This is a genomic window from Pseudonocardia sp. CA-142604, assembly GCF_050948475.1.
In the GTDB taxonomy this organism is placed as follows: domain Bacteria; phylum Actinomycetota; class Actinomycetes; order Mycobacteriales; family Pseudonocardiaceae; genus Pseudonocardia; species Pseudonocardia alaniniphila.
Map to the genome: position 1 here is coordinate 2,226,947 of NZ_CP192045.1, position 16,725 is coordinate 2,243,671.

The following is a 16,725-nucleotide window of genomic DNA, read 5'->3' on the forward strand; positions in this document are numbered from 1 at the left end:
CGGGGTGCCGTCCTGATACGGCAACGTCCGGCCCCACCCGGATGATCGCTCCTCCTGGCAGGACGGTGGGGGTCCCTCTGGATCTCGCTTGGTGAGATGGCATAACCTCGGCCGACGTGACTGAGCGCCCGGCGACGCCCCCGCTCGTCGGACGGGACGATCACGTCGCCACGCTCATGTCGGCCTTCGACGGGGTGCAGCAGGGCCGGATGGCCACGGTCTTCCTGGTCGGTGACGCAGGCGTCGGCAAGACGCGCCTGGTTCAGCACCTCGTGAGCTGCGCGGAAGAGGCGGACGCCACGGTGCTCCTCGGCGGGGCCACCGACATCGCGGAGAGCCCCCCGTTCTGGCCGGTCGCCTCGGCGCTGCGCAACCTTCTGCGCTCGCAGCGGGGGGAGGAGCTGCAGCAGCTGCTGTCTCCGTGGGCGGACCAGTTGGAGGAGCTGGTGGCGCTGCGCCCGGCGGTGCCCGCCCTCGCCGGCGCGCAGGCACGGGTGCAGACGCTCGAGCTGCTGCACCGGGTGGTCCTGCGGCTGGCCGCGCGCTCCGTCGTCGTTCTCGTCGTGGAGGACCTGCAGTGGGCCGACCGCTCCACTCTGGACCTCCTCGCCTACCTGGTCGCGAACCTCGTCGACGAGCGCGTGCTCGTCGTCGCCACCCATCGCACCGAGCTGCCCGCCGACGCCTCCCCGGCGCGCACGATGATCAACGAGTTCCGGCGCCACCGTCAGGTGCAGTGCCTGGAGATCGCGCCCTTGCACCGGAATGCGGTCGCGGAGATGGTGCACGCGCTGGCCCCGGGCCGCACGGACCTGGTCGACCTGGTGTGGAAGCGCTCGGCAGGCAACGCGTTCATCGCCGAGGAGACCGTGCGGGCGGCGCTCGACGGCGATCCGACGGCCCTGCCGACGACGCTGCGTGAGCTCGTTCTGTCCCGGGTCAACCGCCTGTCCGAACCGGCGCTGCGTGCCGTGCGGGCCATTGCCCTGTGCGACGGCCCCCTGCCGCACCGACTCCTCGAGGCCGTGCTGGACGGCGGCGGTCCCGACCTCTTCGGCGCCCTGCGCGAGGCGGTCAACGCCGGTGTCGTCGTCGTCGACGACGGCGTGGACGGCTACCGGCTGCGGCACGGCCTGATGACCGACGTCGTGATCCGGGAGCTGCTGCCCGGTGAACGCATGCACCTGCACCGCCGCTACGCCGTGGCGCTCGAGGAGCCGTGGGCGCGCGAGCTCCCCGGCGTCGACGCCCGGCTCGCCCACCACTGGCAGTCGGCGGGCGACGTGGAGCGGGCCGCCGCCGCGGCCGTCGCCGCTGCCGAGTCGGCGGGACAGCTGCGCGGTTACGCCGAGGCGCACCGGCACTGGCTGCGGGCCGCGCGGCTCGCCGGGCAGTTGGCGGAGCCGCCCATCGCGCGCAGCGAGTGCCTCGAGCGGGCCGCCGAGGCCGCTCATCTCGCCGGCGATGCCGACCAGGCGGTCGCTCTGCTCGCCGAGCGGCTCAGCCTGCTGGAGGCGACCGACGAGTCCGGCGGCCTCGACGCGGCGCTGCTGCACGCCCGCACCGGCCAGTACCTCGTGGCCGCCGGTCGCGGCGCGGAGGCCGCGCTCGCGTTCGGCCGCGCCACGGCGGCCCTGCCCGCGTCCGGGGCCGAGGAGGAGCGGGCCCAGGTCCTGGGGTGGCAGGCGTCGGCGCTGTGGACGGCGGGGGACTACGCGGCCGCGCACGTCAGCGCCGAGCGGGCGCTCGAGCTGGCGCGGCGGATGGGGCTCGCGGCCGAGGAGGCGAAGGCGCTCGCGACGCTGGGCTTCAGCCTGGCCTACCGGGAAGACCCGGAAGCGGGGGAGGCGGCCCTGCGCGAGTCGCTCGCGGTGGCGGAGCGAGCGGGTGAGCCGCAGGAGATCGCCCGTGCCTACCGCAGCCTGGCCGATCTGCTCTCCGGTCCGCTGAACGAGCTGGACCGAGGCGTCGAGATCGCCCGTGCCGGAGCTGACCGGGCCCACGCCCTCGGGCTGCACCGCAGCGCCGGGGTCGGGTTGATCTCGATCGCGGCCAACGGGCTGTTCCGGCTCGGCCTCTGGGACGAGGCCGACGCGGCGATCGCCGAGGCGTGGGAGCTCGCACCCAGCGGCGCCGAGGCGCTGGAGCTGCGGCTGTCCCGGGCCCGCATGGACATCGGCCGGGGCCGCTTCTCGTCGGCGGAGGACGACCTCGAAGCCGTCGACGTGCTCGCGGCGAGCACCATCGGCCCGCGCTACCGGATCCCGCTGCTCACCCTCCGGGCCGGCCTCACGATGTGGCAGGACCGCCCCGACGTGGCGCTCGACCACGTCGCTGCAGGCCTGGACGTCGTCGAGCAGGGGTCGGACGACGTGTGGCTCGTGGCACCGCTGGTCTGGCACGGCGCCAGGGCGCGCGCCGAGCTCGCCATGCTCGGGCTGCGCCGCCCCGACGACGGGATCGACGGCCGGTTGCGCCGGCACGCCGCCGAGCTCACCCGCAAGGCCGCGTCCTCGGTGCCGGCGATCCGTGACACCGTGCTCGGCTTCGTGCGGATGTGCGCGGCCGAGGACGGGCGGGCACTGGGGCGCTCCGACCCCGAGCTCTGGGAGAGCGTGGCCGAGTTCTGGCACTCCCAGCAGCAGCCCTACCCGTCGGCCTACGCCCACCTGCGCCGGGCCGAGGCGCTGCTCGCGCAACGTGCGCAGTCGGCTGCGGCGACGGAAGCCCTGCGGCATGCCGGGCATCTGGCGCGCGAGCTCGGGGCCACCCCGTTCCTGGAGGAGGTCGTCGACCTGGCGGAGCGGGCACGGGTGCGGATCGACGCCCCGGTCCCCGTGCCCGAGCCGGACCCACCGGCGGAGGAGGCGCAGGGCGACGAGCTCGCCGCGCTGACGGCGCGCGAGCTGGAGGTGCTCACCGAGCTGTCCGGCGGCCGGACCAACCGGGAGATCGCGCAGCGGCTGTTCATCAGCGAGAAGACCGTCGGTGTCCACGTCAGCCGGATCTACGCCAAGATCGGCGTGCACACCCGGGTGCAGGCCACCGCGGTACTGTTCCGGTCGATCCCCGAGGCGCGCCGCAAGCGCTCCAGCGGCTGATCGGCTGCGCCTACTGCGCTCCGGTGGCGTAGGTGCCGTCGTCGAAGCTGCGCCGCACGCGGTCGATGAGGCGGGCGCGGCTCGGGCCGAGGCTGCCGATCGGGATGCCCGTGGCGCGGGCCACCTCGGCATACGGTCGCGGCTCGTCCGCGAACAGCGCGCGCATGATCGTCCTTCCCCGGGGCGGCAGCGTGCCCACGATCTGCCACAGCCGGGCCGCGGTGTCGGCGTCGATCACCTGCTCCTCGACACCCGGCTCCGTGGCGGGCACCGCGTCCATCTCGAGGCCCACCAGGATCTGGCTCTCCCGCAGGATCCGCAGGCACTCCCGTGACGCGGTGGTCGCCAGCCAGCCGCCGAGCCGGTCGGGGTCGCGTAGCGAGCCGAGGTGCTCCACCAGGCGTAGCCACGTGCGCTGCTCGGCGTCGCGGGCGTCGGCGTCCTGCAAGCGGTAGGCGCGCACCACCGACGCCACCAGCCCCCGGTACCGGACGACGACCTCCGCCCAGGCGCTGCCGTCGCCCTGCCGGGCCAGCGCGAGCAGCTCGGTGTTCCGGAGGTCCTGGATCTTCGTGGTCGTCGTCGCGGGCGCCGTCGTCACGGTGGTCACGGTCATCGCCAGGGCTCCTTCTAACGGGTGTCCCAGAGTCGGGTGAACGGCCGCCGATGTCGTCAGGACAACGCCCTACGTATGCCCCTACGGACCCCCTACATCGCAGCGTTGAGGCGGTCGCCGTATCACCGCGCGCCCCACGCGACTCATCCCGCGGTCCGACACCGCTCGCCGTGCGTCACCGGGGGAACGCGCGACCAACGGTCTCGGCGCCGAAGAGCCGAGGCGGGATCGAACCCGCGGACCTGACGACGGGAGCGATGGGAATGGGCGCAATGACGGCCGAGGTGAACGGATTGCGGGTGATCGCGGGATCGGCCGCGCGGTGGGGAGCACCCAGACCGGCCGGGCGCACCCGGGCCACCGGAGCGGCCGAGACCCCGGCCCCGGAGCACCGGGGGTCGGCCCTCGGGGGCCGGGAGGGCGCGCTCGAACCGGTCACTCCGGACGCGATGGTCCATGTGCTCTCCCGGCTGCAGCCGGGCGCGGACGCGGGGCGGCGCGGGGACGGCGCAGGGCCGGTCAACCGGCTCCTCACCGGGGTCGTGGAGGCGACGGTCGAGGCGGAAGCGACGGTCGATGCGGAGTTCGTCGCCGTGCTCGTCACGGAGCTCGCCCGGCGCTATCTGAGGGCCGTGAGCTGCTACGCCCGTGGGGCCACGGTGCCGCGGGCGTGGCGTGAGGTGCTCGGGCGATGGGATCCGGAGAACATCGACCCCGCGCGGATCACCCTGGCAGGCGGCCTCACGATCGTGGGGCACGACCTCCCGTCGGCCGTGGTGAGCACCTGCACGCTCCTCGGGCGCACCCCTGGCCCCGCCGAGCGGGCCGCCGTGCAGATGATCGTCGGGCTGATCGCCGACCGGCTGCGCGATGACGCGGCCGTGGTGGCGCTCCTCGGCTCCGACGGCGTGGGCGTCCTACTGTCCCGGCACGACGCGTGGCGGCAGGCCGAGCACCTGTGGGCAGTGCGCGGGCGACCGTCCGAGGCCGAGGAGGAACGCGCCGCCATGGACTGGCGAGCCGGTCTCGTCGCGCGGGGCCTGCTGGCCACCCACCTCCGCTAGGCCCCGGAGCAGCCCGTTCCGCCACGCGAGCCGCCCGACGTCCGTGCCCGCCTTACGCGGGGGCGAGCACGACCACCGGACGGGCCAGCTCGCCGCGTTCGCTCACGAGGGCCAGCGCCCGGCCGTCGGGGGCGAACACGCCGTAGGTGCCGTCCACCCCGGCGGCGGGGAGCGGGCGCCCGTGCGCGATGTCGGCGGCGAGCGTGGCGTCGAGGTCCCGGCGCGGAAACGCCACTCCGACGGCCTGGTCGAGCGGGAGCGTCAGTTCGGGTGCGCTCTCGAGCTGCTCCAGCGTGCGGGCGTGCTCGAGGGTGAACGGGCCGACGCGGGTGCGGCGCAGCGCCGTCAGGTGACCGCCGACCCCGAGCGCCACGCCGAGGTCGCGGGCCAGCGCCCGCACATACGTGCCGGACGAGCAGTCCACCACGACGTCGAGGTTGTCGCCGCGCCGGGCGAGGAGCCGGAACTGCGACACCGTCACCGGACGGGCCGGGATCACGACCTCCTCACCGGCCTGCACACGCGCGTAGGCGCGCTTCCCGTCGATCTTGATGGCGCTGACCGAGCTCGGCACCTGTTCGATCGCGCCCGTCAGCGCGGCCATCCCGGCCGCGATCGCCGCATCGTCGACGGCTCCCGCGTCGGCTGTGCTGACGATCTCGCCCTCTGCGTCGTCCGTGGTCGTCGCCGCGCCGAGGCGGACCGTCGCCGTGTACGCCTTCGTGTCGAGTGCGAGGTGCCCGAGCAGCTTCGTGCCGCGTCCGACGCCGCAGACGAGCACGCCGGTGGCCATCGGGTCGAGCGTGCCGGCGTGGCCGATCTTGCGCGTGCCGAGGATCCGGCGCAGCCGGGCGACCACGTCGTGCGATGTCAGTCCGGCGGGCTTGTCGACCACGACCAGGCCGGAGGGGACGGCGTTCACGTGCGGCGATTCTTCCTGCCCGGCACCTGGCAGGGTGCCGGGGGGCGGGAGGACCGGGACGACTCGCGGGGGTGCGGGCCACCGTGGGGCCTCGCAGCCGGTTCCGTAGGCTCGACCCGTGCAGCGCTGGCGGGGGCTCGAGTCCGTGCCGAGCGGCTGGGGTCGCAGCGTCGTCACCGTCGGTGTGTTCGACGGGGTGCATCGCGGCCACCAGCAGCTCATCGGTCGGGCGGTGGAACGCGGGCGGGAACGTGGTCTCCCGACCGCGCTGGTGACGTTCGATCCGCACCCCGCCGAGCTGATCCGGCCGGGCAGCCACCCGGCACGGCTGACCAGCCTCCGGCGCCGGGCCGATCTCGTGGCGGGGCTCGGGGTGGACGCCTTCTGCGTGCTGCCCTTCACCGCCGAGCTGGCCCGCACCGAACCCGCCGAGTTCGCGCACGAGGTGCTCGTGGAGCGGCTGCACGCCGCGGACGTGGTGGTCGGGCGCAACTTCACGTTCGGCCACAAGGCCAAGGGCGACGTGGCACTGCTCACCGAGCTCGGGCAGAAGTTCGGGTTCGGGGTGGAAGGGCTCGACCTGATCACCGACGACGGGATCACGTTCTCCTCCACGTACATCCGCTCGTGCATCGCCGCAGGCGACGTCGAGACCGCCGCGGCGGCGCTGGGCCGCCCCCACCGCATCGAAGGTGTGGTGGTGCACGGCGACCGGCGGGGCCGGGACCTGGGCTTCCCCACGGCCAACCTGTCCACCCCGCCCTACACGGCGCTGCCGGCCGACGGCGTCTACGCGGGACGTTTCGGCATCACCACGGTCAAGGAGGGAAGCAGGCTCCTGCCTGCGGCGATCTCGGTGGGCACGAATCCCACGTTCTCCGGGCGCGTGCGTTCCGTCGAGGCCTACGTGCTCGACGTCGACGAGGACTTCTACGGTTTCGAGGTCGCGCTCGACTTCGAGCACCGGCTGCGGGGGCAGGAGCGCTTCGACGACGTGGAGTCGCTCATCGTGCAGATGCAGCGCGACGTGGACCGCGCGCGTGAGCTGCTGGGCGGCTGACACCCGCTGGGCACTTTTCCCGTTCGGCCACGCAGCCGGTGGGGGAGGTGCCAGCATCCTGCGCATGGCTGAGGCAGGTGCAGAGCCGCTGCGGTCCCGGATGGCGGTGAACCGCGAGCGGCAGCGCGAGCTCTACGGTGCGCCGCTCGGCGATCGTGTCCGCCGGCTCACCTCGGCGCTGGGCATCTCCCAGTCGAGGCTCGCCCGCACGCTGGGGATCAGCCCGGCCATGCTGAGCCAGTTGGTGAGCGCCCGCCGCGTCAAGATCGGTGATCCCGCTGTGCTCGCCCGGTTGCTGCTGCTCGACAAGCGCTGCCATGTGGTGCGCACCCCGCTCGAGACACGCGCGGTCGACGCGCTGCTCGCGGAGGTCGCACAGGCGCGGTGGCAGTGGAACGAGCCGCGCGTCCCGGCTCAGCGGGGGCGCCGGGAGCCGCTCGCCGGCACAGCGGCCGCCGCGCTGCGCGGAATCGCCGAGCCTGCCCGCCTGGCTGCCGCGGCCGCCGCGCTCGGCCCGGGTTTCCCGGAGCTTGCCGAGGTGCTGCGGCAGGCCGCGAGCCGGCCGGGGGCCTGACCGTGCGCCTGTTCACCGCGCTGTGGCCGCCGGCGGAGGTGGTGTCGGCCCTGATGGCGGCCACGGGCGAGCCCCCGTCGGGATGGCGCGCGGTCGATCCGGCGTCCTGGCACCTCACGTTGGCGTTCCATGGGGAGGCCGACCCAGGAGTGCTCGCCAGGCGGCTCGATCGGGCGGCCGCCGGGCTGGCCGCGCCGAAGCTGCGGATCGCGGGCGCGGGGTCGTTCTCCGGGGTGCGCTGGGCGGGGGTGCAGGCCGACGCGCCGGAGCGGCTGTCGCACCTCGTCACGGCGGCGGGCGGCGATCCTGCCGAGTTCGTCGCGCACCTCACGGTCCTGCGCAGGCAACGGCGTCCGGGCCGGGGCGCCGACCAGGTTCCGTCGGCACCGTGGGCCGGTCATGAGGGGCCGTGGTGGCGGCCGCAGGAGGTGCTGCTGATGGTGAGCGAGCCGGCCAAGGGCGGCTCCCGATACCGGCCGGTGCACCGGGTGCCGCTGGCCGGCGAGTAGCCCGGCGGACGCGAGGGGCGGCGCTGACGGCGACCCCATCGTGCCTGGTAACGTGGAGTGCTGGGTCCGGCTGCAGTCCGTGGCGGCCGTGACCGACTCCCGGCACTCATCATCATCATGGCGCCGGCCTCACGGCACAGCAACGAAAGAGGAGCACGTGGCACTCGACGCCGCACAGAAGAAGACGATCCTGGACACCTACGGTGTCCACGAGGGTGACACCGGTTCCCCCGAGGCGCAGGTTGCGCTGCTGACCAAGCGGATCAGCGACCTGACCGAGCACCTCAAGATGCACAAGCACGACCACCACTCCCGGCGGGGCCTGCTCCTGCTGGTCGGCCGGCGGCGCCGGCTGCTGAAGTACCTGGCCTCGGTCGACGTCCAGCGCTACCGGTCACTGATCGAGCGCCTCGGCCTCCGCCGCTGAACCTCGGCCGGCCCGGAACCCCGAGCGGGGTCCGGGCCGGCACCACAACTCCACGACGCCACGCCTCCGGTAGCTGATCCGCCGGTCCTCGGTAGTGGCTCCCGGGCCCATCCCGCACGCGGCCCGGGTGCTTCGATCGATGACCGGCTCGGCCGAGGGTCCTCCCGGTGTGGCGTGGGGTCTCCCCTCTGGAAGAGGAGATGTCCACTTCATGACAGATGACCAGACAACCGATACGGCGGACAACGTCCACGAGACGACCGCCGTCATCGACAACGGGAGCTTCGGCACCCGCACCGTCCGGTTCGAGACCGGGCGCCTCGCGCGCCAGGCCGCCGGTTCCGTCGTCGCCTACCTGGACGACGAGACGATGCTGCTGTCCGCCACCACGGCGTCCAAGCAGCCCAAGGAGCACTTCGACTTCTTCCCGCTCACGGTGGACGTCGAGGAGCGGATGTACGCGATCGGCAAGATCCCCGGCTCGTTCTTCCGCCGTGAAGGGCGCCCGGGCACCGACGCGATCCTGACCTGCCGCCTGATCGACAGGCCGCTGCGCCCGTCGTTCGTCGACGGTCTGCGCAACGAGATCCAGATCGTCGTCACGGTCCTCTCGCTCGATCCGCAGGACCCGTACGACGCACTGGCGATCAACGCCGCCTCGGCGTCCACGCAGCTCGCCGGGCTGCCGTTCTCGGGCCCCATCGGCGGCGTCCGCGTGGCGCTGATCGACGGCCAGTGGGTGGCGTTCCCGCAGTACGAGGACCTGCAGCGGGCCGTGTTCGACATGGTCGTCGCAGGCCGGGTCGTCGGTGACGACGTCGCGATCATGATGGTCGAGGCCGAGGCCACCACCGAGACGATCGGGCTCGTGGCCGGTGGCGCGCAGGCGCCCACCGAGCAGGTCGTGGCGTCCGGGCTGGAGGCGGCGAAGCCGTTCATCCGGAGCCTGTGCATCGCGCAGCAGCAGCTGGCCGACGTCGCGGCGAAGCCCACCGGCAACTTCCCGACCTACCCCGCCTACCAGGACGACGTGTTCGAGGCCGTGGCCGCGAACGCCTCGGACGACCTGGCCCAGGCGCTGGCCATCGCCGGCAAGCAGGAGCGCGAGACCCGCCTCGACGAGGTCAAGGCCGCGGTGCTCGACAAGGTCGCGCCGCAGTTCGAGGGTCGCGAGAAGGAGATCGGGGCCGCGTTCCGGGCGCTCAACAAGAAGCTCGTGCGCCAGCGCATCCTGCGCGACCAGATCCGCATCGACGGCCGCGGCATCACCGACATCCGGCCGCTGTCGGCCGAGGTCGAGGTGATTCCGCGCGCCCACGGTTCGGCGCTGTTCGAGCGCGGCGAGACCCAGATCCTGGGTGTCACCACGCTGAACATGCTCCGCATGGAGCAGCAGATCGACTCGCTCGGTCCGGAGACGCACAAGCGCTACCTGCACCACTACAACTTCCCGCCGTACTCCACCGGTGAGACCGGTCGGGTCGGGTCGCCGAAGCGCCGCGAGATCGGCCACGGCGCGCTGGCCGAGCGGGCGCTGCTGCCCGTGCTGCCCACGCGCGAGGAGTTCCCCTACGCCATCCGGCAGGTCTCGGAGGCGCTGGGCTCCAACGGCTCCACGTCGATGGGCTCGGTCTGTGCGTCCACGATGGCGCTGTACAACGCCGGTGTGCCGCTGAAGGCGCCGGTCGCGGGCATCGCGATGGGGCTGGTCAGCGACGAGGTCGACGGCCAGACGCGCTACGTCGCGCTCACCGACATCCTCGGTGCCGAGGACGCGTTCGGCGACATGGACTTCAAGGTCGCCGGCACCTCCGAGTTCGTCACGGCGCTGCAGCTCGACACCAAGCTCGACGGCATCCCGTCCGAGGTGCTGGCCGCGGCCCTCTCGCAGGCCAAGGACGCCCGGCTGACGATCCTCGAGGTCATCGGCGAGGCGATCGACCGGCCCGACGAGATGAGCCAGTTCGCGCCGCGCGTCACCGCGATCAAGGTGCCGGTCGACAAGATCGGCGAGGTCATCGGCCCGAAGGGCAAGATGATCAACTCGATCACCGAGCAGACCGGTGCCGACATCTCGATCGAGGACGACGGCACGATCTACGTCGGTGCGGCGGACGGCCCGTCGGCCGAGGCGGCGATCGGCATGATCAACGCGATCGCCAACCCGCAGCTGCCGAAGATCGGCGAGCGGTTCCTGGGCACGGTGGTCAAGACCGCCGCGTTCGGCGCCTTCGTCTCGCTGGTACCGGGCAAGGACGGCCTGGTGCACATCTCGAAGCTGGGCCAGGGCAAGCGGATCGCCAAGGTGGAGGACGTCGTCAAGGTCGGCGACAAGATCCGCGTCGAGGTCACCGACATCGACAACCGCGGCAAGATCAGCCTCGTGCCGGTGGGCGAGGAGTCCGAGAACGGCAGCGCGCCCGCTGGTGACGCCGCCGCCACCGACGTCGCTGCCGGGGATTCCGGCGCCGACGTCGACGCCGCGGCCGCCGAGGTCTCGCCCAGTTGACCGACGTCCTTCTGACGCCGGGGGCGGGGGCTGCGGCCCCCGCCCCCGGCGGCGTCTCCCGCACCGTGCTTCCCGGCGGTCTGCGCGTGCTCACCGAGAGCGTGCCCGGCGTCCGTTCGGTGTCGCTCGGGATCTGGATCGGCATCGGCTCGCGTGACGAGACGCCCCTGCAGGCCGGTGCCGCCCACTACCTCGAACACCTGCTGTTCAAGGGCACGAGCCGGCGCACCGCGGTGGAGATCGCCGAGCAGTTCGACGCCGTCGGCGGCGAGCTCAACGCGTTCACCGAGAAGGAGCACACCTGCTACTACGCGCAGGTGCTCGACACCGACCTGCCGCTCGCGGTGGACGTGCTCGCCGACGTCGTCACGGACGCGACGATGAACCCGCCCGACGTCGAGACCGAGCGGGGGGTGGTGCTCGAGGAGATCGCGATGCGCGACGACGACCCCGAGGATCTGCTCGCCGAGCTGTTCGACGAGGCGCTGTTCGGCGAGCACCCGCTGGGACGTCCGGTGATCGGCACCGAGGACTCGGTGCGGTCGATGAGCCGCGAGACCCTGCACGGCTTCTGGCGGGGGCAGTACACCACCCCGCGGATGGTGGTCGCCGCTGCCGGCAACCTCGTGCACGACGAGGTCGTGGAGCTCGTGGCGGGCTCCCTCGGCAGGGCGGCAGGCGAGGCCGGGCCCACTGCGTTGCCCGTCGGGCCGCGCCGTCCGGAACCGGCGGTGCTGCCTCCGGGCCCACGGCTGGTGCTGCGTCCCGAGGACACCGAGCAGGCGCACGTCATGCTCGGCGTGCCGGGCCTGTCGCGCCACAACCCGCTGCGCACCGCGCTCACCGTGCTCAACACCGCGCTCGGTGGCGGCCCCAGCTCCCGGTTGTTCCAGCAGGTCCGTGAGCAGCGCGGATTGGCCTACTCCGTCTACTCGGCGGTCACGAGCTACTCCGACGCGGGCCACCTCGCCGTCTACGCCGGGTGCGCGCCCGAGCACCTCGACGAGCTCGTCGCGGTGGTGCGGGGAGTGCTCGCCGAGGTGGCGGCGGGCGGCCTCACGCCCGCGGAGGTCGCGCGTGCCCAGGGCAACCTGCGCGGCGGGCTCGTCCTCGGGCTGGAGGACACGCCGTCGCGGATGAACCGGCTCGGGCGGGGCGAGCTCGACCACGGGCGCCAGCGCGCGGTCACCGAGAGTCTCGACCGCATCTCGGCCGTCACCCCGGAGCAGGTGGCCGAACTTGCCCGCACGTTGCTGACCGCGCCCCTCACGGCGGCCGTAGTCGGCCCGTACGACAAGGAGCGCGACCTCCCGCCGTCGCTCCGCTCACTCGGTTAGAAGGGTGCTGAACAACGCCGCAGCGTAGGGCCGAGTTGTTCAGCGCGCTCCTGCCGGCGTCCCGTTCGTCCGGCATGCCAGTATCGGTCCGGTGTCCCCCGAGACCCTTGTCGCCGGGTTGCTGATCGTCGTCGGCATCGCCGGGATCGTGGTGCCGGTGCTGCCCGGGCTGATCCTCGTGCTCGCCGGTGTGGCTGTCTGGGCGGTGCCGCGCGGGGACGCCCTCGGCTGGGCGGTGCTCGGCATCGCGACCGGGATCGTCGTGCTGGGCAGCGTGGCCAAGTACCTGCTGCCCGGCCGCCGGCTACGCGACTCCGGAGTGCCCGGCCGCACGCTCGCCGCGGGAGTGGTGCTGGGCGTGGTCGGGTTCTTCGTCGTGCCAGTGGTGGGTCTGTTCCTCGGGTTCGTGCTCGGGGTCTACCTCGCCGAGCTGGCCCGGCTGCGCGGGCACGGCCAGGCGTGGCCGTCCACCAGGCGGGCGCTCGCCGCGGTGGGCTGGAGCATCGTCATCGAGCTGTTCACCGGTCTGCTCGCCGCGGCGACGTGGATCGGAGGACTCGTTCTCAGCTGACGCCGGGGCTCTGATTAGTCTGCGGTCGTGGCGGAGAACGGGATCCGGGTCGGTGTGGTGGGAGCGCAGGGGCGGATGGGCGCGCAGGTGTGCGGCGCCGTCGAGGCGGCGCCGGACCTGGAGCTCGTCGCCCAGGTCGACGAGGGCGACCCGCTCTCGCGGCTCGTGGACGCCGGTGTGCAGGTGGCCGTCGACTTCACCCATCCCGGCGTGGCACTTGACAACGTGCGGTTCTGCATCGAGCACGACATCGCCGCGGTGGTCGGCACCAGCGGGTTCGACGAGACGAGGCTCGCCGCGGTGCGCGGGAAGCTCGCGGAACACCCCGGACACGTGCTCATCGCGCCGAACTTCGGTATCGGCGCCGTGCTGGCGATGCAGTTCGCACGGCAGGCCGCGCGGTTCTTCGAGTCCGTCGAGGTGATCGAGCTGCACCACGCCGGCAAGGTCGACGCCCCGTCCGGCACGGCGGTGCACACGGCCGCCCTGATCGCAGCGGCACGGGCCGAGGCCGGTGACGGACCGGTGCCGGACGCGACCACCACTGAGCTCCCGGGTGCCCGCGGCGCCGAGGTCGACGGCATCCGTGTGCACTCCGTCCGGCTCCCCGGGCTGGTGGCGCACCAGGAGGTCGTGCTCGGCACCACGGGAGAGACCTTGACGATCCGCCACGACTCCTTCGACCGGGCGTCGTTCATGCCGGGCGTGCTGATGGCGGTACGGGCGGTGCGCGAACGCGAGGGCCTCACGGTGGGCTTGGAGCCGTTGCTCGGCCTCTGAGTCCTGTCGGAGGGCCGGATTAGCGTTCCCGCTGTGCCCATGGCGATAGAGCTGGCCCGCTTCACCATCCACGACGGCGCCGAGAGGCAGCTGCTCGACGAGCGCCCGGCGATGGTCCGGGCGCTGCGCGAGCGCTTTCCCGCGTGCCTGGCGGCGTACCTGACGAAGGAGGACGACGGCGGTTGGCTCGACGTCGTGCTGTGGCGCAGCCGCGCCGAAGCCGAGGAGGCGGCGCGGGAGGTGAGCTCGGTGCCTGAATGTGTGTCCTGGTTCCGGCACATCGCCGTCTCGGGCGGGCTGAGGCACGTCGACGTCGTGGACGAGTGGACGGCCCCGGCCGGTCAGCCGGTCAGGTGAGCCGGAGGTCGAGGGATCCGGTGATCCGCACCTCGCGAAGCTCGCCTGCGCCGGTGTCGAGCACGCGCACGGTGCCGTCGGGCTCCCAGCCTGCGTGGGCGTAGAACCGGCGGGACGCCTCGTCGGCCTCCGGTACCCAGGCCAGCCCGTACACCGCGCCGGCGTCGCGCAGGCTCGCGGCGGCCGTGGCGAGCAGGCGCCCGCCGTGGCCGCGCCTGCCCCACCGCGGCTCCACCAGCAGAGCGCTGATCTCGGCCCATGCCCCGGGCTCCAGCGTGGGCCCGGTGGGCGGGGCCGCCCCCTCCGGTGGCGTGGCGATGGCGGCGGCGCAGAACCCGACCGTCCACTCACCTTCGGTGGCGACGAGCACCTGGTGGCCGTGACCGGCCTCGACGGCCGCCGCCCAGGCCTTGTGCGCCTCCTCGCTGCGCAGCTGGGCGAGCGCCTCGGCCGGGACGAGCGTGGCGTACGCGGCCTCCCACGTACCGGACTGGATGCGCACGATCTCGTCGACGTCGGCGGGGGTGGCGCGATGGACGGTGGCGGTGGCCATGCGCGTCATTCAAGCCGACGGCCCCGTGGCGGTCGGCCCGGGGCGCAGATCTGGGAGCGATGACCGCTACGTGTGCGTCGTCCCACCCGGGGGACAGCGGGTCGTTGGCTATGGCAACGTCAAGACGTGGATGCCGCTGTCGCTCCCCGCTCACCCGGCGCCCTCGCCTGGATCGCCCTCGGCGTCGTCTACGTGCTCTGGGGTTCCACCTACCTCGGCAACCGGCTGATCATCGCCGACGTCCCGCCGCTGTTCGCAGGTGGCGCGCGGTTCCTGATCGGGGGCGCGCTCCTGGGGCTCGTGGTGCTGGCGGTCGCCGGACGTGCAGGCTTCCGGATGACGCGCGGCCAGCTCGCCACCACGGCACTGTCGGGCCTGCTGCTGCCCGCCTGGGGCAACGGGCTCGTGGCGCTGGCCCAGCAGAAGGTGGCCTCCGGACTGGCTGCCCTGCTCATCGCCGCGGTGCCGCTCTACATCGTCGTGCTGCGGGCGCTCACCGGGGACCGGCCGCGGCCGGCCACGCTCGTCGGCGTCGGGGTCGGGGTGGCCGGGCTCGCGATCCTCGTGCTCGCCGGGCCGTCGGGTGGGTCCGGTGGCGTGGAGGGCAGCGCGTGGTGGGGGCCGTGGCTGGTGCTGCTGGCCGGGCTCGGCTGGGCGACGGGCACGTTCGCGACCACCCGCCTCCCCACGCCGGCCAACCCGTTCGCGCTGGCTGCGGGGCAGATGTTCGTGGGCGGGGTCATCCTGATGGCAGTCTCGCTGGCCTCCGGAGACCGGCTCGACATCGGGTCCGTGTCGGTCGTGGCCTGGTGGGCATGGGCCTACATGGCCGTGGTGGTCTCGCTCGCGGCGTTCGGCGCCTACGCGTACGCGCTGGCATCGCTGCCGGTGTCGACGGTCGCCACGTACGCCTACGTCAACCCGGTGATCGCCGTGCTCCTCGGCGTCCTCGTGGCGAACGAGCGGTTCTCGGCGATGCAGCTCGTCGGCGGTGCGGTGGTGCTCGTGGCGGTCGTGCTGGTCATCGCGGCGGAGCGGCCGCGGAAACGTCGGGGTGAACTGGCACCATCCGGAACGTGACGCCCCCGCCTGCTGTCGAGACGATCGGTGCTGCCGCGGCTCGTCGTGCCGTCCTCGCCGCCCAGGGATTCGCCGATCCGCGCCCCGCAGGCCCGGTCACGCGCCGCCATCTCTTGCGCACCCTCGACCGGATCCGGCTGTTGCAGCTCGACTCGGTCAACGTGGCCGTCCGGGCCCACTACATGCCGCTCTACAGCCGGCTCGGTCCCTACCCGCGCGAGCTGGTCGACGATGCCGCATGGTCCCACTCGGCGCGCCGCCCACGGCTGCTCGCCGAGTACTGGGCCCACGAGGCCAGCCTGCTCCCGGTGGAGGACTGGCCCCTCCTGCGCGCCGGGGCCAAGCGCGACGGCTGGTGGCGCCACTACGGGGCGCTGGTCGAGCGGCACCCCGGCCTCGTCGACGACGTGCTCGCCGCTGTCAAGGAGCTGGGCCCGATCGGCGCGGGCGCTCTCGAGACGGCGGTCGGCGGGCCGGCGCGGCCACGTCCGCCCGGCGCGTCCTGGTGGGAGCGCTCCGACGTCAAGCGCATCTGCGAGTACCTCTTCGGCATCGGCGCGCTCACCACGGGCACGCGGCGCCACTTCCAGCGGCTCTACGACCTTCCGGAGCGGGTTCTTCCGCCCCACGTGCTTGCGGCGCCTGCGCCCTCGCAAGAGGAGGCGGCCCGCGCGCTGGTTCTGCGCTCGGCGTCTGCGCTCGGCGTCGCCACCGAGACCGACATACGTGATTACTACCGGCTCGCCCCCGCCACCAACAGTGCGGCGCTGCTCGCGCTGGTGGAGGCGGGGGAGCTGGAGCCGGTGGAGGTGCGCGGCTGGGCGCGTCCGGGCTACCGGGTGCCGGGCGCGCGTCTCCCGCGCCGGATCACCGGGCGGGCGCTGCTCTCCCCGTTCGATCCGCTCATCTGGGAGCGCTCCCGCACCGAGCGAATCTTCGGGTTCCGCTACCGCATCGAGATCTACGTGCCGGAGCCGAAACGGGAGTACGGCTACTACGTGTTCCCGTTCCTGCTCGACGGCGAGCTGGTGGCCCGGGTCGACATCAAGGCCGACCGCCGGGCCGGGGTGCTGCGCGTGCCAGGTGCATTCGCCGAGCCCGGGGCCGACCTGCCACGGGTCACTGCCGAGCTGGCGGGGGCACTGCGCGAGATGGCCGACTGGCTCGAGCTCGACGGCGTGGTGACGGGTGACCGGGGCGATCTCGCCGCCCCGCTCGCCTCGGCCGTGCACGCAAGCCATTCACTGACGTAGAGCCGTGCGCTG

At 73.3% G+C, this 16,725-nt stretch carries 16 protein-coding genes; 13 read left to right on the plus strand and 3 right to left on the minus strand.

Going from position 1 to position 16,725, the window contains the following annotated elements:
- The first annotated feature begins 116 nt into the window (after positions 1-116).
- Positions 117-3,101, plus strand: a complete 2,985-nt coding sequence (locus ACQPZQ_RS10090) for a helix-turn-helix transcriptional regulator (protein WP_433294365.1) — start codon at positions 117-119, stop codon at positions 3,099-3,101.
- 10 nt (positions 3,102-3,111) lie between these two features.
- On the opposite strand, the gene ACQPZQ_RS10095 is transcribed toward ACQPZQ_RS10090, so the two are convergent.
- Positions 3,112-3,717 (minus strand): RNA polymerase sigma factor, encoded by a 606-nt coding sequence (locus tag ACQPZQ_RS10095; RefSeq protein ID WP_433294367.1) that lies wholly within the window; start codon positions 3,715-3,717, stop codon positions 3,112-3,114.
- 263 nt (positions 3,718-3,980) lie between these two features.
- On the opposite strand from ACQPZQ_RS10095, the gene ACQPZQ_RS10100 reads away from it, so the two are divergent.
- Complete coding sequence (locus tag ACQPZQ_RS10100; protein ID WP_433294369.1) at positions 3,981-4,781, plus strand: DUF5995 family protein; 801 nt, start codon at positions 3,981-3,983, stop codon at positions 4,779-4,781.
- 52 nt (positions 4,782-4,833) lie between these two features.
- Here the strand turns inward: ACQPZQ_RS10100 and truB are convergent, their stop codons facing one another.
- The gene (gene truB / locus ACQPZQ_RS10105) at positions 4,834-5,703 is read right to left on the minus strand and encodes a tRNA pseudouridine(55) synthase TruB (protein ID WP_433294371.1); all 870 of its coding nucleotides are present in this window, start codon (positions 5,701-5,703) and stop codon (positions 4,834-4,836) included.
- Between the two features lie 118 nt (positions 5,704-5,821).
- Here truB and ACQPZQ_RS10110 point away from each other — a divergent pair, with 118 nt between their 5' ends.
- The 9 genes from ACQPZQ_RS10110 to ACQPZQ_RS10150 all read left to right on the plus strand — a co-directional run bounded on the left by ACQPZQ_RS10110 (position 5,822) and on the right by ACQPZQ_RS10150 (position 13,827).
- Positions 5,822-6,763 (plus strand): bifunctional riboflavin kinase/FAD synthetase, encoded by a 942-nt coding sequence (locus ACQPZQ_RS10110; protein ID WP_241040087.1) that lies wholly within the window; start codon positions 5,822-5,824, stop codon positions 6,761-6,763.
- Between the two features lie 64 nt (positions 6,764-6,827).
- A complete protein-coding gene (locus tag ACQPZQ_RS10115) occupies positions 6,828-7,337 on the plus strand; it encodes an XRE family transcriptional regulator (RefSeq protein WP_433294374.1) in 510 nt (169 codons plus the stop codon).
- A gap of 2 nt (positions 7,338-7,339) precedes the next feature.
- Positions 7,340-7,846, plus strand: a complete 507-nt coding sequence (gene thpR / locus ACQPZQ_RS10120) for an RNA 2',3'-cyclic phosphodiesterase (protein WP_433294377.1) — start codon at positions 7,340-7,342, stop codon at positions 7,844-7,846.
- A 157-nt stretch (positions 7,847-8,003) separates the two neighbouring features.
- Positions 8,004-8,273: a 30S ribosomal protein S15 gene (rpsO, locus tag ACQPZQ_RS10125; RefSeq protein WP_344725319.1), complete on the plus strand. Its 270-nt coding sequence runs from the start codon at positions 8,004-8,006 to the stop codon at positions 8,271-8,273.
- A 211-nt stretch (positions 8,274-8,484) separates the two neighbouring features.
- Positions 8,485-10,782: a polyribonucleotide nucleotidyltransferase gene (locus ACQPZQ_RS10130; protein WP_433294380.1), complete on the plus strand. Its 2,298-nt coding sequence runs from the start codon at positions 8,485-8,487 to the stop codon at positions 10,780-10,782.
- Positions 10,779-12,119 carry a M16 family metallopeptidase gene (locus tag ACQPZQ_RS10135; RefSeq protein WP_433294382.1) on the plus strand — a complete coding sequence of 447 codons (1,341 nt, stop codon included), beginning with the start codon at positions 10,779-10,781 and terminating at the stop codon, positions 12,117-12,119. The genes ACQPZQ_RS10130 and ACQPZQ_RS10135 overlap by 4 nt, the downstream gene beginning before the upstream one ends.
- Before the next feature lie 91 nt (positions 12,120-12,210).
- Positions 12,211-12,690 (plus strand): DUF456 domain-containing protein, encoded by a 480-nt coding sequence (locus ACQPZQ_RS10140; RefSeq protein WP_433294384.1) that lies wholly within the window; start codon positions 12,211-12,213, stop codon positions 12,688-12,690.
- A gap of 27 nt (positions 12,691-12,717) precedes the next feature.
- Positions 12,718-13,470 carry a 4-hydroxy-tetrahydrodipicolinate reductase gene (gene dapB / locus ACQPZQ_RS10145; RefSeq protein ID WP_433294386.1) on the plus strand — a complete coding sequence of 251 codons (753 nt, stop codon included), beginning with the start codon at positions 12,718-12,720 and terminating at the stop codon, positions 13,468-13,470.
- Positions 13,471-13,509: 39 nt separating this feature from the next.
- Positions 13,510-13,827: an antibiotic biosynthesis monooxygenase gene (locus tag ACQPZQ_RS10150; RefSeq protein WP_433299104.1), complete on the plus strand. Its 318-nt coding sequence runs from the start codon at positions 13,510-13,512 to the stop codon at positions 13,825-13,827.
- On the opposite strand, the gene ACQPZQ_RS10155 is transcribed toward ACQPZQ_RS10150, so the two are convergent.
- Positions 13,820-14,380, minus strand: coding sequence for an N-acetyltransferase family protein (locus tag ACQPZQ_RS10155; protein WP_433294388.1), 561 nt, complete (start codon positions 14,378-14,380; stop codon positions 13,820-13,822). The two genes, ACQPZQ_RS10150 and ACQPZQ_RS10155, sit on opposite strands and share 8 nt — an antisense overlap.
- Before the next feature lie 126 nt (positions 14,381-14,506).
- Between ACQPZQ_RS10155 and ACQPZQ_RS10160 the strand changes: the two genes are divergently transcribed.
- Both ACQPZQ_RS10160 and ACQPZQ_RS10165 read left to right on the plus strand, forming a co-directional pair.
- Positions 14,507-15,460, plus strand: coding sequence for an EamA family transporter (locus ACQPZQ_RS10160; RefSeq protein ID WP_433294390.1), 954 nt, complete (start codon positions 14,507-14,509; stop codon positions 15,458-15,460).
- Complete coding sequence (locus tag ACQPZQ_RS10165) at positions 15,457-16,713, plus strand: winged helix-turn-helix domain-containing protein (protein WP_433294392.1); 1,257 nt, start codon at positions 15,457-15,459, stop codon at positions 16,711-16,713. The genes ACQPZQ_RS10160 and ACQPZQ_RS10165 overlap by 4 nt, the downstream gene beginning before the upstream one ends.
- Positions 16,714-16,725 lie beyond the last annotated feature (12 nt).

Excerpts from the sequence above, each read along its gene's own strand:
- ACQPZQ_RS10130 (WP_433294380.1), top strand. The coding sequence starts at position 8,485 with ATGACAGATGACCAGACAACCGATACGGCGGACAACGTCCACGAGACG.
- ACQPZQ_RS10115 (WP_433294374.1), top strand. The coding sequence starts at position 6,828 with ATGGCTGAGGCAGGTGCAGAGCCGCTGCGGTCCCGGATGGCGGTGAAC.
- ACQPZQ_RS10100 (WP_433294369.1), top strand. The coding sequence starts at position 3,981 with ATGGGCGCAATGACGGCCGAGGTGAACGGATTGCGGGTGATCGCGGGA.
- ACQPZQ_RS10155 (WP_433294388.1), bottom strand. The coding sequence starts at position 14,380 with ATGGCCACCGCCACCGTCCATCGCGCCACCCCCGCCGACGTCGACGAG.
- ACQPZQ_RS10150 (WP_433299104.1), top strand. The coding sequence starts at position 13,510 with ATGGCGATAGAGCTGGCCCGCTTCACCATCCACGACGGCGCCGAGAGG.
- ACQPZQ_RS10095 (WP_433294367.1), bottom strand. The coding sequence starts at position 3,717 with ATGACCGTGACCACCGTGACGACGGCGCCCGCGACGACGACCACGAAG.